19 protein-coding genes are annotated in these 20,777 nt (G+C 62.4%); 14 read left to right on the forward strand and 5 right to left on the reverse strand.

What is annotated here, in order from left to right; genetic code table 11:
• The first annotated feature begins 5 nt into the window (after positions 1–5).
• From QRM57_RS16695 to QRM57_RS16715, 5 genes are read left to right on the forward strand one after another with little or no spacing between them, the layout of a single operon-like run.
• Positions 6–998, forward strand: coding sequence for a carbohydrate ABC transporter permease (locus tag QRM57_RS16695; protein WP_284987377.1), 993 nt, complete (start codon positions 6–8; stop codon positions 996–998).
• Positions 995–1,906, forward strand: coding sequence for a carbohydrate ABC transporter permease (locus QRM57_RS16700; protein WP_284987378.1), 912 nt, complete (start codon positions 995–997; stop codon positions 1,904–1,906). Before QRM57_RS16695 ends, QRM57_RS16700 begins: the two co-directional genes overlap by 4 nt.
• Positions 1,903–3,525 carry a beta-N-acetylhexosaminidase gene (locus QRM57_RS16705; RefSeq protein WP_284987379.1) on the forward strand — a complete coding sequence of 541 codons (1,623 nt, stop codon included), beginning with the start codon at positions 1,903–1,905 and terminating at the stop codon, positions 3,523–3,525. Before QRM57_RS16700 ends, QRM57_RS16705 begins: the two co-directional genes overlap by 4 nt.
• Positions 3,526–4,341: an IclR family transcriptional regulator gene (locus tag QRM57_RS16710; protein WP_257369863.1), complete on the forward strand. Its 816-nt coding sequence runs from the start codon at positions 3,526–3,528 to the stop codon at positions 4,339–4,341.
• Positions 4,338–4,742, forward strand: a complete 405-nt coding sequence (locus tag QRM57_RS16715) for a rhodanese-like domain-containing protein (RefSeq protein ID WP_284987380.1) — start codon at positions 4,338–4,340, stop codon at positions 4,740–4,742. The genes QRM57_RS16710 and QRM57_RS16715 overlap by 4 nt, the downstream gene beginning before the upstream one ends.
• 17 nt (positions 4,743–4,759) lie before the next feature.
• Here QRM57_RS16715 and QRM57_RS16720 read toward each other — a convergent pair whose 3' ends face one another.
• The 3 genes from QRM57_RS16720 to QRM57_RS16730 all read right to left on the reverse strand — a co-directional run bounded on the left by QRM57_RS16720 (position 4,760) and on the right by QRM57_RS16730 (position 7,618).
• Positions 4,760–5,197, reverse strand: a complete 438-nt coding sequence (locus tag QRM57_RS16720) for a VOC family protein (RefSeq protein ID WP_284987381.1) — start codon at positions 5,195–5,197, stop codon at positions 4,760–4,762.
• Positions 5,198–5,237: 40 nt separating this feature from the next.
• Positions 5,238–5,447: a hypothetical protein gene (locus tag QRM57_RS16725; protein ID WP_257369858.1), complete on the reverse strand. Its 210-nt coding sequence runs from the start codon at positions 5,445–5,447 to the stop codon at positions 5,238–5,240.
• Positions 5,448–5,575: 128 nt separating this feature from the next.
• On the reverse strand, positions 5,576–7,618 hold the full coding sequence (locus QRM57_RS16730; protein WP_257369857.1) for a beta-galactosidase: 2,043 nt from the start codon (positions 7,616–7,618) through the stop codon (positions 5,576–5,578).
• A gap of 191 nt (positions 7,619–7,809) precedes the next feature.
• On the opposite strand from QRM57_RS16730, the gene QRM57_RS16735 reads away from it, so the two are divergent.
• The 5 genes from QRM57_RS16735 (at position 7,810) to QRM57_RS16755 (ending at position 13,156) form a co-directional block, all read left to right on the forward strand.
• Complete coding sequence (locus tag QRM57_RS16735) at positions 7,810–9,135, forward strand: ABC transporter substrate-binding protein (protein WP_284987382.1); 1,326 nt, start codon at positions 7,810–7,812, stop codon at positions 9,133–9,135.
• Between the two features lie 87 nt (positions 9,136–9,222).
• Positions 9,223–10,188, forward strand: a complete 966-nt coding sequence (locus QRM57_RS16740; protein ID WP_284987470.1) for a carbohydrate ABC transporter permease — start codon at positions 9,223–9,225, stop codon at positions 10,186–10,188.
• Positions 10,189–10,190: 2 nt separating this feature from the next.
• A complete protein-coding gene (locus QRM57_RS16745; RefSeq protein WP_284987383.1) occupies positions 10,191–11,090 on the forward strand; it encodes a carbohydrate ABC transporter permease in 900 nt (299 codons plus the stop codon).
• A gap of 19 nt (positions 11,091–11,109) precedes the next feature.
• Positions 11,110–12,120 carry a LacI family DNA-binding transcriptional regulator gene (locus QRM57_RS16750; protein WP_284987384.1) on the forward strand — a complete coding sequence of 337 codons (1,011 nt, stop codon included), beginning with the start codon at positions 11,110–11,112 and terminating at the stop codon, positions 12,118–12,120.
• Between the two features lie 25 nt (positions 12,121–12,145).
• On the forward strand, positions 12,146–13,156 hold the full coding sequence (locus QRM57_RS16755; protein WP_284987385.1) for a YdcF family protein: 1,011 nt from the start codon (positions 12,146–12,148) through the stop codon (positions 13,154–13,156).
• On the opposite strand, the gene QRM57_RS16760 is transcribed toward QRM57_RS16755, so the two are convergent.
• Positions 13,157–15,145 (reverse strand): glycoside hydrolase family 3 protein, encoded by a 1,989-nt coding sequence (locus QRM57_RS16760; RefSeq protein WP_284987386.1) that lies wholly within the window; start codon positions 15,143–15,145, stop codon positions 13,157–13,159. It lies immediately after the preceding gene.
• Between the two features lie 178 nt (positions 15,146–15,323).
• On the opposite strand from QRM57_RS16760, the gene QRM57_RS16765 reads away from it, so the two are divergent.
• The 4 genes from QRM57_RS16765 (at position 15,324) to QRM57_RS16780 (ending at position 18,201) form a co-directional block, all read left to right on the forward strand.
• The gene (locus tag QRM57_RS16765) at positions 15,324–15,860 is read left to right on the forward strand and encodes a GNAT family N-acetyltransferase (RefSeq protein ID WP_284987387.1); all 537 of its coding nucleotides are present in this window, start codon (positions 15,324–15,326) and stop codon (positions 15,858–15,860) included.
• A gap of 77 nt (positions 15,861–15,937) precedes the next feature.
• Positions 15,938–16,873, forward strand: a complete 936-nt coding sequence (ppk2, locus tag QRM57_RS16770; RefSeq protein ID WP_284987388.1) for a polyphosphate kinase 2 — start codon at positions 15,938–15,940, stop codon at positions 16,871–16,873.
• 138 nt (positions 16,874–17,011) lie between these two features.
• Positions 17,012–17,503 (forward strand): RNA polymerase sigma factor, encoded by a 492-nt coding sequence (locus tag QRM57_RS16775; protein ID WP_284987471.1) that lies wholly within the window; start codon positions 17,012–17,014, stop codon positions 17,501–17,503.
• On the forward strand, positions 17,500–18,201 hold the full coding sequence (locus QRM57_RS16780; protein ID WP_284987389.1) for a hypothetical protein: 702 nt from the start codon (positions 17,500–17,502) through the stop codon (positions 18,199–18,201). The genes QRM57_RS16775 and QRM57_RS16780 overlap by 4 nt, the downstream gene beginning before the upstream one ends.
• A gap of 71 nt (positions 18,202–18,272) precedes the next feature.
• Here QRM57_RS16780 and treS read toward each other — a convergent pair whose 3' ends face one another.
• Complete coding sequence (gene treS, locus QRM57_RS16785) at positions 18,273–20,552, reverse strand: maltose alpha-D-glucosyltransferase (RefSeq protein ID WP_502868661.1); 2,280 nt, start codon at positions 20,550–20,552, stop codon at positions 18,273–18,275.
• Positions 20,553–20,777: the final 225 nt, after the last annotated feature.

The following is a 20,777-nucleotide window of genomic DNA, read 5'->3' on the forward strand; positions in this document are numbered from 1 at the left end:
GCAGCATGACAGCGCTCACCCCGGTCCTGCCCGATGCGCCCCAGGGCGGCACACCGGAAAAAGGATCGACGACGGCGGCACGCAAGTCCCAGCGTTTCTCCAACGGAAAGCGCGGGCTGGAGCCATGGCTCTACCTGGCCCCGGCCTTCATTGTCCTGATCGCACTGCTGGGCTATCCGATCTTCCAGCTGATCAACGTCTCGCTGTACGACTACCGCCAAGCCCAGGTCAGCGGAAAAGCACCCCTGAAGTTCGTCGGCCTTGAGAACTACCAGAAGCTCTTCGCCGATCCGCAGTTTTGGACCGTCCTGGGCAACACCGTGGTGTTCGCCACCGCTTGCGTGGTCTTCACGTTGTTGGTGGGCAGCTCGCTGGCAGTGCTGGCAACAAGGCTGCGCCCCTGGGTCCGTTCGATGCTTTTCGTAGTGTCGCTCGGGGCCTGGGCCACCCCTGCAGTTACGGGCAGTGCCGTGTGGTTGTTCCTGTTCGAGCCCACTCTCGGCTTGGTCAACAAGACGCTGGTCTCGATCGGCCTGACGCAGTTCCAGGGCTACTCGTGGACGTACGACAAATGGTCGGCTTTCGGACTCGTGGCCAGCGAAGTGGTGTGGTGCTCGTTCCCGTTCGTCCTTGTCACTGTCTACGCGGGCATCCAGGCAATCCCCACCGAGGTCATTGAGGCTGCCAGGATCGATGGTGCTTCAATGCCGCGCATTGCCCGCAGCATCATGCTCCCGATGCTGCGTCCGATCGTGATCGTGGTGACCATCCAGTCCATCATCTGGAACTTCAAGATCTTCTCGCAGATCTACATCATGACCAACGGTGGTGGCATTGCCGGCCAGAACCTGGTGCTCAACGTCTACGGCTACCAGCAGGCGTTCGCGGCGAGCCTCTATGGCCTCGGCTCCGCGCTCGGCGTGATCATGACCGCGTTGCTTATGGTCATCACGCTCGTTTACCTCCGCATCCTCAAGCGAACAGGAGAGGCCCTGTGACCGCCGTAGACATTTCATCGCCCGCACGCCGAAATACCAAGGCCGGCGCCCCGCAGAAGCTGCGCAAGCAGGGCAAACGCCGTTTCGGCGCCGATGCGGCCGCGATCGTCATCGCGTTGATCGTCGCCTTCCCGCTGTTTTGGATGGTGCTGTCCGCGTTGAAGCCCAAGACAGCGCTCGACGCCGGCGATGCAGCTCCGTACACGCTGGAACCGTCGCTGGACTCGTTCGGGCGCGTCCTGGGTGTCAACAATTTTGGTCAGTACTTCCTGAACAGCGTGATCGTTGCACTGGTGGTGGTCGTGCTGTCCACGGTCCTTGCGTTCCTCGCTGCGGTGGCCCTGACCCGCTACAACTTCAAGATGCGGACCAAGCTCCTGGTCATCATCCTGGTTTCGCAGATGGTGCCCGTTGAAGCCCTCACGATTCCGCTGTTTTTCCTGCTCCGCAACGCCGGTGAGGCCATCCCGTTGGTGGGCCTGAACCAGTTGGGTTCGCTGGTGCTGGTGCATGTTGGCTTCAGCATTCCGTTCGCCATCTGGATGCTGCGGGGCTTCGTGGCCGCTGTTCCACTGGAAGTTGAAGAGGCGGCCCGCTTGGACGGCGCCAGCAGCTTCCGATTTGTCCGCTCCATCCTGTTCCCACTGGTGGCCCCCGGTGTGGTGGCGTGTTCGGTGTTCTCGTTCATTTCCACGTGGAACGACTTCCTTTTTGCCAAGACGTTCATCATTTCCGCGCAGGAGAACCAGACGCTGCCCATGGCACTCCTGACGTTCTTCAAGCCCGACCAAAACGATTGGGGCGCCATCATGGCCGGCTCGGTCATCATGACCATTCCCGTGCTGATCTTCTTCGTTTCCGTCCAGCGCAAGCTGGTGTCCGGACTGGCTGGGGCGGTGAAGGGATGAGCGCGCTGCCTCAGCTGGTCCCTGCGCCGTGGTCCTTCTCCGCGGGGACCGGCGAACTGGTGCTCGACGCCGGAACAACGGTGGGTGCCGACCCTGAACTGAGCGGGGCGAGGCGTTGGCTCTCGCGGGCTTTGGTGGCAGCCACCGGGTGGGACCTCGCACCTGTGCCGCCCTGTGATGCGGGCATCCGACTCCTGCTTGACCCCGCACTCGATGCCGAGGCGTACCGCCTGGAGGTGGGGGACGCCGTCGTGATTTCCGCCGGTGGCGCCGCTGGCGCCTTCTATGCTGCTCAAACCCTCCTGCAGCTGATGGGACCGGCAGCGTTGCGCCAGGCCCCGGTTGCTCCTGCCGAAGCGTGGCCACTGCCGCGGGTACGGGTGGAGGACAAGCCGCGCTTCGGTTACCGCGGGACCATGTTGGACGTCGCACGGCACTTCATGCCCAAGGACAATGTGCTGAGGTTCATCGAGGTCATGGCCATGCACAAACTCAATGTCCTGCACCTGCACCTGACGGATGACCAAGGGTGGCGGATTCAGATCAACCGCTATCCCAAGCTCACTGAAACGGGTGCTTGGCGCCGTGAGTCTTCGCTGGGATCCTGGCGTGCCGGCGTTTTCGACGGCCGTCCGCATGGGGGCTTCTACACCCAGGATGACCTTCGCGAAATCGTGGCTTTCGCCGCTGACAGGCACATCACGGTCATTCCGGAGATCGATGTTCCCGGGCACAGCCAAGCCGCGATCGCTGCATACCCGGAGCTTGGCGGGGGCCCGGCCGAGGGTTCAGCGCCTGTGGAGGTCTGGCCGCGCTGGGGTATCAACGAGACGGTGCTGGAAGTTTCTGAGACCTCGCTGGAGTTCTTCCGCAACGTCCTGGACGAAGTGGTGGACATCTTCCCCTCACCGTGGATAAGCCTTGGCGGAGACGAAGTGCCGCTCACCCAATGGCAAGCCAGCGCCCAGGCGCAAGCCAAGGCTGCCGCGTTGGGCCTGGAGGATGTTTCGGGCCTGCACAGCTGGTTCGTCGGGCAGCTCGCATTGCACCTGCAAAACCATGGCCGCGCCACCTCGGTCTGGGATGAAATCGGCGACGGCGGGCTGCCGGACGGCGCACTCGTGGCGTCCTGGCGGGGATACGAGGGCGGGATTGATGCCCTCCGCAAGGGCTATGACGTAGTGATGTGCCCTGAGCACAAGCTGTACCTGGACCACCGGCAAGCCGATGGCGACGACGAGCCGGTGCCCGTTGGTTTTGTGACGACGCTGCAGGCCGTCTATGAGTTCGAGCCGCTGCCCGGAGTTGGGAACGAGGACCTCCCCGGCCGCCTGCTGGGAGCGCAAGCCAACATCTGGACCGAGCATCTGGACTCACCGCGCCGCGTGCAGTTCGCAGCGTTTCCCCGCCTTAGCGCCATCGCCGAAGTGTTCTGGTCCAACCCGGAAAACCGGGACTACGATGAGTTCCTGAACCGGCTCACAGGTGCACACCTGGCACGGCTCGAGGCCATGGGTGTGGAGTACCGTCCTTTGGAGGGCCCCGCGCCATGGCAGAAGCGCCCTGGTGTTGAGGGCTGGAAACGCGATTACGACGCAGAGCAGCTCGTGAGGAACTGAGTGACTACTGAAGGCAAAGAGATCCGCAACTCCTCGGCCTCGCTGCGCAAGGCACTGGCCCTGCTGACGGTGGTGGCCGAGGAGCCCGGCAACGGTGATGGCCTTGCGTTGGTGGAGCTTGCCCGGCTATCCGGCTTGAATAAGAGCACCTTGCTGCGTTTGGCCGCTCCGCTGCTCGAGGAAAACCTGTTGGAGCGTGACCATGAGACGGGCAAGTTCCGGCTGGGCCACGGCTGCCTCCGCCTGGGGCAGTCCTACCTTGACCGGGTTGACCTGCGCAGCGTTGCCAACGGAGAACTCCGCGCCCTCATGCGTGCCACGGAAAGCACCTGCCACCTGGTGGTGCTTTCCGGGCATGACGTCGTCTACCTGGACAAGGTGGAGGACGAGGCCACAGTACGCATGGCATCGAGGGTCGGCGCCACTATGCCGGCGTACTGCACCGCCGTCGGCAAGGCCATGCTCGCCTTCAGTCCCGAGGAGGTGGTGGGTCCCATCCTCGCGGGTGATTTGGTGCCCCTCACGGATAAGACCATCACCGATCCGGCCCTGTTGCGGGCCGACTTCGAAGCGATAAGGCGCCGGGGCTACTCTGTTGATGACCGTGAGAACGAGCCGGAGGTCCGCTGCGTCGCCGCCCCCATCTTCGGCCATGATGACCACGTAGTGGCCGCTTTGTCGGTGTCTTCCCTGTCGTCACGGATGACTGCCAAGCGCGTACGTGAAGTGGGACCGATGGCGGCCGAAACCAGCCTACGCATTTCCGCGAAACTGGGTTCCCGCAGGGCAAGCGCAAAGCTGGCGAAGCTCGCATGACACTGGATCCCGCAGCGTATTTCCGGGCAAAGCTGCAGTGCGAGATTGACGTCATGGATGTCGCCGAAGCCCCACCGGGATCGCTGGTTGTCGTGGACACCCGCCGCCGATCTTCCTGGGACCACGGACATATTCCGGGTGCGGTACATATCCCGACAGCCCAGGTCTCGGAGCTGGCAGCCGAGCTGATCCCGGCCGGATCACAAGTAGTGGTCTATTCCTGGGGTCCAGGATGCAACGGCAGCACGTTCGCCGCGCTCGCGTTTGCCGAGTTGGGGTATCCGGTCAAGGAGATGATCGGTGGCATCGAGTACTGGATCCGGAATGGACTCCCCGTGGAAACGGACGCGGGGATTCATCCCAGTGAGCCCGACCCAAGGGTGACTGCACACCAAAGCTGAGCGCCCAGGGCGAAACTTCAGCCCTTCTTCAGTTCCTGGGCAAGCATCACGAGTATTCCACTGGGTCCGCGGAGGTACGTGAGCTTGTAGACGTCCCCGTAGGTGGCCACACCGCGAAGCGGAGTGCATCCGTGCTTGGCGGCGATCCTAAGAGCTTCGTCGATGTCGTCAACGGAGAAGGCCACCCGGTGCATTCCGATCTCGTTCGGCAGCGTCGGTTCCGTTTCGATCGCATCCGGATGGATGTACTCGAAGAGTTCCAGTTGTCCCTCGCCGTCCGGCGTTTGGAGCACCGCGATTTTCGCGTGGTTGCCGTCAAGTCCGACGGCGGTATCAGCCCACTCACCGCTGACCGTGTCACGGCCGACCACCGAAAGGCCGAGGTCCGTGAAGAAGGCGATGGTTTCTTCGATATCCCGAACCGCAATACCGACGTTTTCAAGTTTGATGGCCATAGGTCGAAGCTACCAACGCACTGCGAAGAGCTCCAGCGCTTTAGCGTGTGCGCTCGCGGGTCACGCCGAAGGGGACCGCGTCGCTCACGGAGATGCTGAAGTGCCCGGGGTCCAGGCGAGTCACCAGAATGCCTTGGCGGCTCAGTGTGGCCATCGGCTGTAGCTTCTCGATGGCGGCCTCAAGCATGCTTTCGATCTGTGATGCGGTATCAACCCGGACTTCGACCGAAGCGTCATTGGCGTTATTCATGGGGCACCTTTCTTGGGACGGTGGTGCAGGCGGGCAGTGGAGCCCGGCGGGGATCGGATTTCCACGGAGGCCACTGGAGAGCCGGCCCGGACCGAGGTCCGGACCGGCGGCCTGTGGGTAAAGCGGAGCTAGTTCCGTTCCGCCGGGGTATGGATAGCGCAGATGGTGCCGGCGGGGATGTGGGCGATTCCGTCCACTGTTTCCCCCGAGAGGAGGTTGAGCCCGGTCGCCGGATATTCAGCATCTGTGTCAGCGTGATTGATGAGGAACGTGAAAGCTCCTTTCTCTGAGCTGCGTGATGCAATCTCCAACCCGGCAGGAGGCTGTGCTCCCAGTTCGATCCCCGCAGCCCGCACCGCGTCCAGTACGACGTCGGCGAGGTGACCGCCGTCGAGCTTTGTGGAGACATACCAAGCCAGCCCCTTGCCGAATGCGTTACGGGTAATGGCCGGGCCGGAGGCCGCTGGGCCATCAACGTAGCGGCTCAGGACCGAAGCGGTGACGGGACGGATTTCCTCAGACCAGACCGATCCCCTGGCGCCGTTCTCCAGGGTCACGATTTCCGACTTCCGAAGCGGAAGGAATTCGTGGATCTCGAGTCCAAGGACATCGCGGAGCCCACCAGGGGAAGCTCCGGAGGGGAGGGTGTCATTGACGTTCACGATCCCGGAAAAGTAGGAAACCATAAGATGGCCGCCGTCACCAACGTAGCGGCTCAGGTTGGCAGCGGCCTTGTCTCCCACCAAGTAGAGCGCCGGGGCCAGGACCAGGTCGTAGGCGGAGAGGTCTGCTTCGGGGTGCGCGAAGTCGACACTGATGCCACGGTTCCACAGCACTGAGTAGAAGGACTCAATCCGTTCGCGATGGTCGAGGTCGCTACTGGGGCGCCATTCAAGGTCCTGCGCCCAGAACGATTCGACGTCCCAAAGGATGGCCACCCTCGAGGACACGGTGGAGCCTTTGACCGGTGCGAGCTTTCGGAGGTCATCTCCCAAGTCCAACACCTCCCGCCAAATGCGGGTCCCTGTTCCGGCGTGCGGAAGCATGGCTGAATGGAATTTCTCCGCGCCGTAGCGCGACGCACGGAACTGGAAGAACATCACAGCGTCCGCGCCGCGGGCCAGATGGGAAAGGCTGTTGCGGGCAAGCTCGCCGTGGCGCTTGGCGATGTTCCTGCCCTGCCAGTTCACGGCACCAGTGGAATGCTCCATCAGCATCCATGGCCGGTTGCCTGCCAATGAGCGGGTGAGGTCGGCGTCCATCGCGAGGAGGACGTGATTGTCCGTGCGCTGGGCAACGAGGTAGTGGTCGTTCGCAACGATGTCCACTTCTTTGGCCCATGCCCAGTAGTTGGGGGACAGGCAGTTGGTTGCCATGAAGTTGGTAGTCACCGGCAGGTCCGGTGTGTACTTCTTGATGACATCCCGCTCGGCAACGAAGCACTGCAGCATGGCGTCCGAAGTGAAACGGTGGAAGTCCAGGCGCTGGGTCTGGTTGCTGACGCTGGCTGAAAGCCGTGGTGCATCAATTTCGTCCCATTCCCCGTACTTCTGACCCCAGAAGAGGGTGCCCCACGCTTGATTGAGTGCATCCAGGGTCCCGTACCGGTTGCGAAGCCAGTCACGGAAGGCCAAAACGGACTGCTCATCGTAGGAGTCGCTGACGGGTGCGCCGTATTCGTTGTGGACATGCCAGAGAACCAGGGCGGGGTGGGAGGCGTACCGGCGCGCGAGCTGTTCGGTGATGTTGGTGGCGGCGCGGCGGTACTCCGGCGAGCTGGGACTGGCCATGCCCCGCGATCCGATACCCAAGGTCACCCCTTCCCGGGTCACGGGCCGTGCCTGTGGGTACTTCTTCCAGAACCAGGCAGGGGGTGCTGCGGTGGGGGTGCCAAGGTCCACACTGATCCCCGCATCGGCGAGCATGTCCATGAGGTGGTCCAGCCACTCAAAGTCGTATTCGCCCTCACGAGGTTCCAGGAGGACCCAGGAGAAGATGCCGACGCTGACCAGGTTGATCCCGGCCTCTTTCATCAGCGCGATGTCCTCCGTCCAGACCTCGCGGGGCCATTGCTCGGGGTTGTAGTCCCCGCCGTAGCAAAGGCCTGCCGGGCGCTGGAGCCAAGGCGCCGCCGCGCGTTGGACGGCGGGGGCCTGCAGGACGTCTGTCATCGAGTGATCTCCTTAGAACTGTGTGCGCTCCCAGTAATATCACAGACAAATTCTCTGCACCACAGAGAAAACATTGTTGACATGGATCACAATGCTGTGAATTACTGGAACCGCTCACAGTCATGCGACTCCAGTTCGGATGAGCGGTGAAACCAGTCAGACCCATTCAGCTTTTCGACAAGGAGGACGAAATGCGCAAGTCATTTCGTGCAGGCGCCGTAGCCATGCTCGCAGCGGCCACTATGCTCGCCGCAGGATGTTCCGGAGGATCCACCGCCGGCAGCCAGGAATCTGCTGCCAGCGACCCCAACCAGAAGGTGGAATTGACCTACTGGGCCTGGGCCCCGAACCTGGACAAGGTGGTGGAGCTTTGGAATGAGAAGAACCCCAACATCCACGTGACCGTCAACAAGCAGGACGGCGGCGACCCGGCCGTCACCAAGCTGCTCACCGCCGTCAAAGCAGGCAGCGGGGCTCCGGACCTCATCCAAGCCGAATACCAGAAGATCCCCACATTGGTGGCAGCAGATGCCCTCGCCGACCTTTCGGGTACTGCCGCGAACGAAACCAAGAGCCACTTCCCCGAAGGCGTGTGGAACTCCGTGACCCTGGGCGGCGAGGCGCTGTACTCGGTTCCGCAGGACACCGGTCCGATGGTCTTCTACTACCGTGCTGACATCTTCGAGAAGCTGGGCATCGCAGTCCCCGCTACGTGGGAAGAGTACGCTGCAGCCGCCAAAGCTGTTCACGCAGCCGACCCCGAGGCCTACCTGGGAACGTTCTCGTCCAACGACGCCGGCTGGTTCACCGGCATGGCACAACAGGCTGGAGCTTCCTGGTGGGGCGTTGAGGGCGACGCCTGGAACGTCAAAATTGCCGAAGAGCCCACCCAGAAGGTGGCAGGCTACTGGGGTGGCCTCGTAGAAGAGGGCATCATCGACAACAAGCCCATGTACACACCGGAGTGGAACACTGCGCTCAACACCGGCAAGCAGGTTGGCTGGCTGAGCGCAGCGTGGGGTCCGGGTGTTCTTTCAGGCAACGCGGGTGCCACGGCGGGCAAGTGGAAAGCAGCGCCCATGCCGCAATGGGATGCATCCAAGCCATCCACAGGGAACTGGGGTGGCTCGTCAACCGCGGTCACCTCGCAATCCAAGAACCTGGACGCCGCGGCCAAGTTCGCCACTTGGCTCAACACTGATCCCGAGGCCGTTAAGGCCTTGGTCAAGGAGACAGGGATCTATCCCGCGGACACTGCGGGCGCCGAATCTTCGCTCACTGAGGCCCCTGCCTTCTTCTCCAACCAGCCGGATTTCTACAAGGTGGTGGGCGAGGCTGCGCAGAACGTGGGTTCCTTCACCTACGGCCCCAACGTCAACGTTGCCTACAACGCCTACAACGACCAGTTCGCCAAGGCCGCCCAGTCGAAGCAGAAGAGTGCTTTCCTGGATGCCGTCGCCAAGATGCAGCAGGTCACCGTCGAGGACCTGAAGAAGACCGGCTTCACCGTCAAGTAGCCGCCTCAGCTGCGGGAGGACGGACAAACGTCCTCCCGCAGCAACGCTCGTCAACCTCTTCGAAAACAAGGAAGTGCACCCGTGGCAATGACCGCAACCAAGCCCGGTCCGGCGGCCGGCAGAACATCCGAAACCCCCAGGCGGGCCAAGAATTTCAAGTCCCGGGTGCTCATCCCATACGCGATGCTCGCCCCGGGCATCGTCCTGTTCCTTGTCTTTATGGCAGCGCCCATCATCTACACGCTGGTGCTCAGCTTCCAGAAAAAGAAAGTCAGCGGCCTGGGCCTCGGGAAAGGTTCGCAGAGTACGGCTTTCGCCGGCCTGGACAATTACGTCGGTGCTCTGACGGATCCTGAGTTCCTGGGAAGTGTTCTTCGTGTCCTGACCTACGGGCTCATCCTTATTCCCTTGATGCTCGGCTTTGCCTTGCTGTTCGCGCTCCTTCTCGATTCCCGCCGCACCAGGGCAAGTAGCTTCTCTCGCACGGCGATCTTCCTGCCGTACGCGGTCCCGGCAGTGATCAGCTCACTCCTGTGGGGTTTCCTTTACCTGCCCGGTGTCAGCCCTTTCCACTTCCTGGCCCGCCAATTCGGCATGGAACTGCCCTCGCTGCTGGATCCCAACCTGGTCACGTTCGCCATCTGCAACATCGCCCTGTGGGGCGGCGTGGGCTTCAACATGATTGTCATGTACACCTCGCTCAAGGCAGTTCCCAGCGAAATCTATGAGGCGGCCAAGCTGGACGGCTGCTCTGAAATCCAGACCGCCATCAGGATCAAAATCCCCATCATTGCCCCTTCCCTTGTGATGACCGCGCTGTTCTCGATGATCGCAACGCTCCAAGTCTTCGCCGAGCCCACCACGCTGCGTCCGCTGGCCAACAGCCTTTCCACGAGTTGGTCCCCGCTGATGCTCGTTTACCGTGATGCGTTCACACGGAACGATGTCTTCTCAGCTGCCGCCACCAGCATCGTGATTGCCCTGGCAACCTTCATCATTTCCTTCCTGTTCCTGCGCATTGTGCAGAAGCGGGCCTTTGGACAGGAGAACTGACCATGACTGCCCTGGCTACGCCCCCGAAAAGCCGCCGCGCCCTTGCCACGTCCGGCAGGGCGGAGTACGCCAAGGAAAAGCCGAGCTATCTGTCCACCGGCATCCTGATCCTTGGTGCGCTCTACTGCCTGTTCCCCGTGGTCTGGGTGGTGGCTGCCGCCAGCAAGGACGGCACCGAACTGTTCTCCACCTTCACATTGGCGCCCAGTACGCATCTCTGGGACAACATTGTGGAGCTCACCGGATACCGCGACGGCCTGTTCTGGCGCTGGATGCTCAACACTGCCCTCTACGCGGGCGTCGGAGCCATCGTGTCAACGTGGGTGTCGGCGCTATCGGGCTACGTCCTGGCCAAATACGACTTTCCCGGCAAATCCGGGGTCTTCAAGGTCCTGCTCATGGGTGTGCTGGTCCCGGGCGTGATCCTGGCCATCCCGCAGTACCTGATGCTCGCCCAGGCCGGGCTCACCAATACTTACTGGTCGGTGCTCCTCCCCCAGATCATCAGCCCTTACGGCATCTACCTGGCCCGCATCTACGCTGCTGCTTCGGTTCCGGGCGATGTCATCGAGGCCGCGCGGACAGAGGGTGCCAAGGAAATGTACATATTCAACCGCATAGCCGTCCCCATGATGCTCCCGGGCCTGGTTACCATCTTCCTGTTCCAATTCGTGGCGATCTGGAACAACTTCATGCTGCCGTACATCATGCTTGGCGACGACCACCTGTTTCCCATCACGGTTGGGCTTAACGGGCTGCTGAACCAGGGGGCCTCCGCGCCCGCGCTCTATACCTTGGTTCTTGCGGGTGCCCTGCTATCCATCGTTCCGTTGGTGATCATGTTCCTTCTCCTGCAACGCTATTGGAAGGTGGATCTTGCCGCTGGCGCCGTGAAGGCCTAGCGATAGGTAGGCTGTGGTCATGACTCACGCCACCCCCAAGCCGCGGCCCAAGATCGACGATGTGGCCGCAGAAGCCGGCGTTTCCCGAGGTACTGTTTCACGGGTTCTCAACGGTGGGCACTGGGTCAGCCCGTCAGCCCTCGCGGCTGTCAACGCAGCCATCAAGAAGACGGGATACCGGGTCAATCCCCATGCCCGGAACCTTGCAACCAACCGGGCCAATTCCGTGGCTTTCCTACTCACCGAGACCCAGGAACGGCTCTTTGAAGACCCCAACTTCGCTGTGTTGATGCGCGGTGCGGCGGACGCGCTGGCAGTGCACGATATTCCGATGGTCCTGATCCTGGCCGGCACCGACGACGAACAGCGCCGCGCCACGGACTTCCTCACAGCCGGCCATGTGGATGGTGTCCTGCTGGTCTCCTCCCATGGAAGCCGGAAGGGCATCATTGCCGACATCATTTCTGCTGGTATTCCGGCGATCGCCTGTGGCGTTCCCTTGGGGTTCGAAAAGAAGATGGGCTACGTGTCGGCCGACGACTACGAGGGCGCCCGGGACGTTTTGCGTTACCTGCGCGACGGCGGTCGGCAGCGGATTGCTACCATCGCCGGCCCTGCGGACACTTCGGGTGGAACCCGACGCCTGGAAGCGTACCGCGACCACCATGGTGAAGGTGTTGATGAGGCTCTCATCGCCCAGGGCGACTACAGCCGTGAAAGCGGAGCGAAGGCGATGAGCGAACTCCTGGCCCGGGCAAAGGACATTGACGCCGTCTTCGCCGCGAATGACCTCATGGCGCTTGGCGCGATGGACGTACTACGTGAAGCCGGCCTAACAACTCCGGGTGATGTCGCCGTCGTCGGCTTTGACGACATCAATGACTCCCGGGAAACAGCGCTCACCACGGTTCGCCAGCCGTTCGATCGCATCAGCGAAGAGATGGTCCGCCTCCTGCTGGACGTCATCAGCGGCAAACGGCCGGCCGCAGTCACGATTCCCACGGAGCTGATCATCCGCGAAACGGCCTAGCCACGGCACCGAATAGGCTTGGAGCATGCTGAACCTGGTCCTTGGACTTCTTTTCGCGGGCCTCTTCCTCGCCTCCTACCAGTCGGATCGGCGGCGATTGCGCAACGGCGTCCTCTTGCTGGTGTCCGCGTGGTTTCTCCTGCAGGCGATTCTGGACTTCCTGATCGACTTGAACCCCTGGTTCGAATGGCTAAACCTCCTGGTTCTGGTGGTCCCCGTCGTGAGCATCTTCGTGTTCGCCGCCTTCCTGATCGCCAACGGAATCACGATGGTCCGCCGGGAAGGTCCGGGCATCACCAGCTTCCTCCCGATTGCCGTGGGACTCGCAGTTTTCCTGGCACCCGTTGTTGCTTTCCTTTTCGTTTTGAGCGGGCAACCCGTCCTGGCCGGTATCGCCGCCCTGGCGTTCTTCCTCTGCGCCTACCTTGGCTGTGCGTTCGTGGTGTTCCTTGGATACGCCTTGGTGTACTCGCGGATGCGTTTCAGTCCCAACCCGGCAGCTGTGATCGTCCTGGGTTCCGGCCTGATCGACGGCAAGGTCCCGCCGCTTCTCGCCGCGCGGTTGAACAAGGCCCTGGAAATCTACGACGGCGTCACTTCCGTCAGGCCTGTACTGGTGCCTTCAGGGGGCCAAGGCCCGGACGAACCCCGGCCGGAATCTGCGGCAATGAAGGAGTACCTGGTATCGAAAGGTGCCGCAGACGGCGACGTCCTGGAGGAAAACCAGGCCACCACGACCCGCGAAAACCTGGCATATTCCGTCGCGCTCCTGGCGGCAAAGGGCATCCACGGTCCGCTGCTGGTGTGCACCAACAACTACCACGTGCTTCGTGCGGCGCTCCTGTCACGTCGGCAGAAGATCGACGCGGAGGTGGTGGGTGCGCCGACGGCCAGATACTTCGTCCCCAGTGCTTTCCTCCGGGAGTTCGTGGCCGTGATGAGGGACAACCGCCTGACGAACATGGTGCTTTGCCTGCCGATGTTCGGGATTGCCCTGCTCATCACGGTGGCACTGGCGAACTCTTCCGTGGTTTAGCTACAGGTTGGGGCGTCCCGTGGTGAACGTGTGGTTCCACCGGGTCACGGCGCCCTCGGTAAAGACGTAGCCCTTCACGGGAACTGCCGTGACGTTCACCGCGCCGTCGGGCTTCCTGTAGGTCCCGGCAGCGATCACCTTGCCATCAATCACGTAGTTGACCCCCACCGCCGTGGGGATGGCGTAGGAGTCCTGTCCGCGACCGGGCTTGTCCGTAAACGTGACGGCTGCCGGCGTCGCGGTGTCGTAACTCAAACCGAAGCCCAGCGGCAGAAGGACGCCGCCGCCGTCGGCTGCTGGTATGTTGACCGGCAGTTTGCCGGCGGGGTTCACTGTGCCGGCGATGGCCCGCACCACCCCGTGGAAATTGACGTTCGTTGTCCCGTAGCTGTTCAGCACTGCCGCAGCTCCCGGAAAAACGCTGATGTCATAGGGATTACGGGTGGCGATGACGATGACGGGTTTGCCGGTCCCGGCGAGCTCGGCCACCATCTGTTGCTGGGCCGCGTTGGACGTGGCGTTGTACGAGGTGAAGACGACTGCGTCCACCTTGTTGGCCGCCGCTACAGCCCGCGCCCTATATGCGTTGGAGGGCGAACTCCCGTTTTCGTAGTCTTCGGTGACAGCAAATCCCTGGTCCTTCAGTTTGGGCCCTACCAGTTCGGGCCAACCTGAACCGGACCCCACCATCAGTACCGAAGTGCCCGGGGCCAGCGGCAACACGCGATCCTGGTTCCGCAGCAAGGTAACGGCGCGGTCCGAGATCTGGTTGGCCGTTGCCAGATTCCCTGCCGTGCCGACCAGACTGTCCACGCTGGCGGTATCCGTAAGGGGTTGCTTGAAGACTCCCCGCTTGACCTTCCATTCGAGGATCCGCCGGACGGATTCGTCGAGGCGGCTTTCGCTCAGTTCACCGGACCCGACGGCGGCGCGAACCCCTGCGAACGACGCGTCCACATCGGGGGAGTTCAGGAGGATGTCCGAGCCGGCCTGGATGGCTTTGACCGCTATTTCTTCCTGCGGCCACTCCGCTGCCATGGCTGCCATGTCCAAGGCGTCCGTGGTCACCAGGCCCTTGAACCCGAGTTCGTCGCGCAGCAATCCGGTCAGCACCTTGTGGGAAAGGGTTCCGGGCATTTCCGGATCGATGGCCTGGACGATGATGTGGGCTGTCATGACCATGTCCACGCCGGCATCGATGACGGCTTTGAACGGCTGAAGGTGCTTGTTCAGCGTTTCGCGGTTGTAGGTGACCGTGGGAAGGCCGTAGTGGGAGTCCACTGAGGTGTCGCCGTGTCCGGGGAAGTGCTTGGCGGCGGCTCCGACGTCCTGCGATTGCATCCCATTGATTTGCGCGACACCCAAGGAGCTGACAAGGGCGGGGTCCTCACCCATGGAGCGGATTCCGATGACCGGGTTGTCGGGGTTGGAGTTCAGGTCAAGCACCGGGGCGAAGTCCACGTTGATGCCCATGGCACGCATCTCAGACCCGAGAATCGTTCCCTGTGCCTGGGCGAGGTCCTTGTCCGCCGTGGCGCCGAGGGCCATATTCCCGGGGAGGACTGTGGCAGGGGGTCCGATGCGTGCAACGGGGCCGCCTTCCTGGTCGATGGTTACCGCCAGGGGAATGCCGTTTCCGTCAGCTCCCATCGCCCGTTTCTGCAGGCCGTTGGAAAGTCCCGCGACTTGCCGGGGGTTGTTGGTGTTGCCGGACCACGCGAAATAGAGGACGCCGCCAAGGTTGTACTTTTCCACCACTTCGCCGGGGGTGTTAACGCCGTACCGTTCCTGGTTGCTTGCCGCCATGGACGTGTCATCCGCGGACGAGCCGTAGACGTGGGTCCAGGTCATCTGGCCGATCTTTTCGTCCAGGGACATTCCCGCAATCAGTGCCTCGATGTCCGGTGCGGTGCTGGCCGCCGTCGTGGGTTCCGCCGTGCGTTCCGCCGTGGTGGGCACGGCCGCAACCGCGGTGCCTGCGGTCGTCATGAGCAGTACTGTGGTGGCCGCCGTCAAGAGGGTAGTTCCTTTTCCGGGCATCTGCATTCCGATCGGTTAGTGGAGCTGCGATGTATTTACGGGATAAGTCATGTATATGACAAGAAAGTAGATTTGTCTCCAAAGGGAGGGTCGGCGCGGGGATTGCTCTCCGTATAGAGTCGTCTGCATGTTCGAACTCGTAGCTCCCGACGTGTCCTTCCATCAGTCCTTCATTGAGTCCCACGGCGAATGGGACGGCGCCCACCAGGACGGCGCGGGACTGTTCCCGGACGACAACGTCAGCACCCGGGAAGGCTTTGCGGCATGGGTGAAACGGCTGACCGATGCCGAGCATGCACCCGAGAAGGACGGCATTGTTCCGTGCACCTACCGCTGGATTATCGAGGGCGAAAGGTATGTGGGAGCCATTGCCTTCCGTCACTACCTCACCCCGTACCTCCGTAACTCCGGGGGCCACATAGGCTATGGCGTGCGGCCGTCCGATCGGGGGAGGGGAGCGGCGTCGTGGGCTTTGCGGGAGGTCTGTGACCGGTTGTCGGTGCAGGGGGAGCCGGAACGCGTCCTCCTGACCTGTGATGACGCCAACGAGGCTTCCGCCAAGACAATTGAGCGCTGCGGCGGAGTGCTTGAGGACGTTCGAACCGGAACGGACGGCCGCGACTTCCGGCGCTACTGGATCGAGATCCCGGCGACCCTGAGCTGAACCGAGGGCTTGTTCACCCTCCCGTCATCCGCCGCTGTTAGGCTGCCCGGCACTACCCGGCTGACCAGGAGGACCGCATGACGGAGGCAAACCCACTAGCTGCATCGTTGGACAATTGGTGGGTCAGGGACAACCTGCGCGAAACCATCGATCATCTGGTGGAAATGGGTTACACCATCAGCGGTGGCCAAGGCGAAGACCCGGACCTCATCGATCCCGGTGGATCAGCGGTGGAAACATGGCACGAGGATTATCCGTACAAAGAGCGGATGACCCGTGACGAGTACGAGATCGAGAAGTACCGGCTCCAGATCGAACTGCTGAAGTTCCAATACTGGGGCCAGGACCTTGGGCTGAAGCACGTGATCGTCTTCGAGGGACGGGACGCCGCCGGCAAGGGTGGAACCATCAAACGCTTCACCGAGCACCTCGACCCGCGCTCGGCCAGGACGGTGGCGCTCGCCAAGCCATCGGACCGCGAACAGGGCCAGTGGTACTTCCAGCGCTACATTCAGCACCTGCCGACTGCCGGGGAGATCGTCATGTTCGACAGGTCCTGGTACAACCGGGCCAACGTGGAGCGCGTCATGGGTTTCTGCAACGAGGATGAGTACAACACGTTCATGGGCCAGGCGCCGGTGTTCGAGAAGATGCTGGTGGACGCAGGCATCCACGTGACCAAGTTCTGGTTCTCCGTGACCCGCCAGGAACAGCGGACACGTTTCGCGATCCGCCAGATCGACCCCGTCCGTCGCTGGAAACTCTCGCCCATGGACCTCGCGTCACTGGATCGTTGGGAAGACTACACAGAGGCCAAGGAAAAGACGTTCCTGCACACCGATTCCGACCATGCGCCCTGGATCACCGTCAAATCCAACGACAAGAAGCGCGCCCGCATCAACGCCATGCGCTTCTTCCTCAACCAGTTCGACTACGCGGATAAGGACACCTCGGTCGTTTACGACGCCGATCCGCTCATCCTCCGCCGCGGCCGGGACGCCGTAGGCGACTAAACAGGACCCGACGTCGGCACTCACCCGAGTGCCGACGTCGGGCGTTCCGCATTTTCCTGAAAGTTCCGTTACATTCTTCTCACTGCTGGACATTAACTGGTTATGAGGGTGCAGGCGGAGCAAGGAGATCGCGTGGAGATGGCCCGGGAGAAGCACTTCCTGGCAGTCCATGCTGCCAGCCACGACAAGGTGTACCGCTATCTCCGCAGGCGCTGTGAAGGGGCGTCGACGGCCGAAGATCTGTGTGCGGAAGTCTTCCGGATCGCTTGGGAAAGATCGCAGCAGGACCAGGATTTGTCTGTGCTGATGATGTTCGGGATCGCCCGGAACGTCCTTCGAAATCATCAGCGCTCCGCGATGCGCTCGCAGAACCTCGCCCAACGGTTGGAGGGAGAACGGCCGCGGCCGGTGGATTCCGACGACGGCGCGGTGCAGGAGGCTTTGGAGCAGCTTAAGCCGGACGAGCGCGAAGTCCTCCTGCTGACCTACTGGGACGGGTTCACCTCCGCCGAGATTGCGGCCCTGCTCAACCTTCCTGCGACAGCCGTCAGGATGCGCCTGCACAGGGCACGGAAACAACTGGGCGCATTGCTTGGAACAGATCGAGCCGCAGAGGATGTGCAGCGATGAGCAACAGGGAGATGTCACCCGGGGAACGCTTGGCCGCAACGGACCCGGCTCTGGCGGTCAGTGAAGAGGAGCTGGCACGGAGCCGGGAAAAAAGCCTGGCGGTCGTGGGTACTGAGCGCAGCCAACCTGCGGTGGGTGGTCCCATCGACGTATTCAACAGACGGCCCCGTAAACGGTCCCGGCCGGTGGCGGGGTTTGGCTTGGTGGGGGCGGTGGCCGCAATTGCTGTCGGCTTCTTCGTGGCAGGCTCAATGGGTTTCCCAATGCCGGAGCAGGCGACGCCGGCCATTTCGCAACCTGCAACTTTGGAGTCGGGCGCCCCGTTGCCTGAAATTACAGGGATGCGGATGCCGACGTTCGGCAACCACATCGTCACGGGCAGCAACGGTCACAAGGCCGCCGTGGCCAACGACCCGGAAGCAGACTTCCACATGGATGCGGCCAATGGGGGAAAGCTGGGCCTGAACGGCGCTGGGTGCATTGTCGGCACCTATCCCGACGGCAGCGAGGGTGCGCTCATCTTCCCCGCAGGAACACAGGTCACTGGGACGGGGGTGATCCTGCCCGACGGGACCACCATCACCATTGGACAGGACTTCGCCTTCGGCGGCGGCCTCTCGCCCACCGACGTGGACCCTGGCGAATGCGCCCCCAGAGGGTCGGCCTTCCTGGTTCAGAGTTGGAAGCCGGGTCCGTAAATTTTTCATACCTCCCGGACCGAGGCAACCCCCGACGTCGGCACTCAAGTTGAGTGCCGACGTCGTACTCCCTAGTCGGTGGCTTCTTCCTCCACGGGGTCCTTCAGCAGCAGTGCCGTGCCTTGGAACGGGCGGAGTTCGAGGAAGAAGCTGCAGAGGTCATCGACCTGGCTGATGTCCTCGCCGCTGAACAGGTCGTGGACAGCCGCGCCCGGAACAAGGTGTGAGGACTGAATGCTGCCCGCGATGTCCTGGTCCGAGAAGTTCAGGACCGTGACTTGCAGTGCATCGTCAGCGAGCTGGTTCACCAGGACCAGCAATCCCTTGTTCGACACGTCCGGCACGTCCAGGAGTGTGCTGGTGGCAATCCCCGACTCTTCCCGAACCGCGAGGATCTGCTGGAGCCGCCGCGCATAGGAGTTGGAGTCCTTCAGCTGCTCGGGAAGTGGACCGTAGAGGCTCCGGGCCCGAGGCATCCCCGCCAGCGAGGTTGTAGCGTCCGGGCTGGTGCCCATCAGGTCGTGGGCGCCACGGTTAATCCAACGGGTATCGCCCTGCGAGGTCAGCTCGCCCACTGTCTGGCGGTCCAGCGCCGTGACACCGGTGAGATCCCAGCCGGACAAAGCGAAAACGCCCGGTTGAAGTGCGTTGTACATGGACAGGAGCACGTGCGCGTCCAGCACCTGCGATTCCTGCTCGGGAGTGATGGCATCCGGGTCTTTGACGCCCAACGCCGCCATCAGGAAACTTACCGTGGTGCAGGCTATGCCGTTCGTGGTGAAGACGGCGTTGTAGGGCCCGTTCTCACCCGTGAGGCGTTCACGCATGGTTGTCTGGACCTTGTCGGCAACCTCCGCGCCCGTCAGCTCTTCGCCGCCGAGCTCGAAGATGTCGTCCCGGTGCCCGGCCGCGAAGTGAAGCAGCTCGTAGGTGAGTTCGTCGTGGTTCTGGAGTGCGTGGACCAATGAGGCCTGGTCCACGCCGATCTCCATAGCCAGCTTGAGCGTAAGGCGGAGGAACTCGGTGTCGCCGGTGACCAGCGCGTAGTGGTAGGCGGGCCTGGTGATGAAGTCGTAGGAGAGGTCCGGGCCGGACTCAGACTGGGACTTGATGTCATCAATGGTGAGGTTGAGCTCCTGGAAGGAGAACCCGCCCACCTTGCGGATCATCGAGCCGATCAGCTGGTTGGCTGCCTCCGACAACGGGTGTCCTTCGGACCAACCCGGCTCTTCCTCCGCGCTCTTCTCAACGCCAAGGAAGCCGTTGGCGTCAAGGCGCAGGGCACCGGTGCCGAGGTCCAGCAACGAGTGCAGGGCATCGCCCACCACCAGGCGCATGCCGGCGAAGGTGGGGTCCAGCCAGTTGATGGAGGGCTGGCCGGACTTGAAGTAGTGGAGGTAGACCCAGCGGCGCTTCTTGCCTGTGGTGTCAATGATCGGCTTGGTGGCACTCCAGTTGGTTTCCTTGACCCCGGGTTCGTAGAAAATCACGCGCTGGAGCCGGCCGATGATATAACCCGCCTCTTGGAGGGCCTTCTCCGCCTCGGGGCTGATGTTGACAGAGTCCTGGTTCTCCGGGACGTCCGGCAACAGGTGCCAGTCTTCTTCGGGGATATCCACCATGTGATAGATGCCGGGGTAGTCCCGGAAGTTCATCTCTGCCAGCCGGAAGTCGGCGCCCTTGCCTGTGTGGCCGGGAACGATGTCGTCAATGACCGTGCCGCCGTGGTCCACGGCGACCTCACACATCTGTCGGAACTCCTCCTCGGTGCCGAAAGCGGGATCGATCGCCATGGAGATCCGGTCAAAGTGCCCGTCAACACTGGGTGTTTGCGACCAGCCGCTGATGCCGCCGGCCAACTTCACAGGCCCTGTGTGCAGTCCGCGGATGCCGATTTCCCGGAAGGCATCCCACAGTTCCGGGTCACCGAGTGCCGACAGGAAGGACTGACCGTCCTTGGTGATGAAGGACAGCGGATACGCCGTGAACCAGACGGGCGCGCGCTCCACAGCTGCCCGGGGATTGGGCCTGGCATACGAGTTCTGCCACATGCTGGCCTGCCCGGAAAGCTGCCGTGCCATGGTGTTGGCGTCCCCCAGCATCGACTGGTTGCGCAGCCAATCCACATACGTTTTGTTAAGGCCGTCGAATTCCAGCGACGGACGGGCCGCGAAGAACTGCCGACGCCGGGCAATGGGCCTCAGCGCCTTGGGGCGGGCGGGGTAGAACTGCTCGTCGAAGGTGATCTCGGGCTCAGGTGATTCGGTAACCGCTTCCTGTACTTCTTCCTGCGTTCCGTTGTGATCAGAGCCGACTTCTGCCGCGCTCTCGTTGACTACAGGCTCCCGCACAGCATTCTCCTTTACGCGGTCGCCGCTCCAGCGCCGACCTTCCGAGGGGGTCATTCAAGAGGTCACGTACCCGGGCGTACCCGGCGTAATCATGCTAAGCATCCTTGGCAGCTGTTTGTCGACCTCGGGGAGAAGTGAGTCGTTCCGGTTGAGGCTCGACGGCGGACGGCGACCACAGGATCCAGCCCGGACTTTGGAGTTACTCCTGCAACCGTGGTTCACATT

It is taken from the genome of Arthrobacter sp. fls2-241-R2A-172 (assembly GCF_030208885.1).
GTDB lineage: Bacteria > Actinomycetota > Actinomycetes > Actinomycetales > Micrococcaceae > Arthrobacter.

Coding starts and splice junctions, on each gene's coding strand:
- QRM57_RS16695 (WP_284987377.1), top strand. CDS start 6: ATGACAGCGCTCACCCCGGTCCTGCCCGATGCGCCCCAGGGCGGCACA.
- QRM57_RS16705 (WP_284987379.1), top strand. CDS start 1,903: ATGAGCGCGCTGCCTCAGCTGGTCCCTGCGCCGTGGTCCTTCTCCGCG.
- QRM57_RS16715 (WP_284987380.1), top strand. CDS start 4,338: ATGACACTGGATCCCGCAGCGTATTTCCGGGCAAAGCTGCAGTGCGAG.
- QRM57_RS16720 (WP_284987381.1), bottom strand. CDS start 5,197: ATGGCCATCAAACTTGAAAACGTCGGTATTGCGGTTCGGGATATCGAA.
- QRM57_RS16725 (WP_257369858.1), bottom strand. CDS start 5,447: ATGAATAACGCCAATGACGCTTCGGTCGAAGTCCGGGTTGATACCGCA.
- QRM57_RS16730 (WP_257369857.1), bottom strand. CDS start 7,618: ATGACAGACGTCCTGCAGGCCCCCGCCGTCCAACGCGCGGCGGCGCCT.
- QRM57_RS16735 (WP_284987382.1), top strand. CDS start 7,810: ATGCGCAAGTCATTTCGTGCAGGCGCCGTAGCCATGCTCGCAGCGGCC.
- QRM57_RS16740 (WP_284987470.1), top strand. CDS start 9,223: ATGACCGCAACCAAGCCCGGTCCGGCGGCCGGCAGAACATCCGAAACC.
- QRM57_RS16745 (WP_284987383.1), top strand. CDS start 10,191: ATGACTGCCCTGGCTACGCCCCCGAAAAGCCGCCGCGCCCTTGCCACG.
- QRM57_RS16750 (WP_284987384.1), top strand. CDS start 11,110: ATGACTCACGCCACCCCCAAGCCGCGGCCCAAGATCGACGATGTGGCC.
- QRM57_RS16755 (WP_284987385.1), top strand. CDS start 12,146: ATGCTGAACCTGGTCCTTGGACTTCTTTTCGCGGGCCTCTTCCTCGCC.
- QRM57_RS16760 (WP_284987386.1), bottom strand. CDS start 15,145: ATGACGACCGCAGGCACCGCGGTTGCGGCCGTGCCCACCACGGCGGAA.
- QRM57_RS16765 (WP_284987387.1), top strand. CDS start 15,324: ATGTTCGAACTCGTAGCTCCCGACGTGTCCTTCCATCAGTCCTTCATT.
- ppk2 (WP_284987388.1), top strand. CDS start 15,938: ATGACGGAGGCAAACCCACTAGCTGCATCGTTGGACAATTGGTGGGTC.
- QRM57_RS16775 (WP_284987471.1), top strand. CDS start 17,012: ATGGCCCGGGAGAAGCACTTCCTGGCAGTCCATGCTGCCAGCCACGAC.
- QRM57_RS16780 (WP_284987389.1), top strand. CDS start 17,500: ATGAGCAACAGGGAGATGTCACCCGGGGAACGCTTGGCCGCAACGGAC.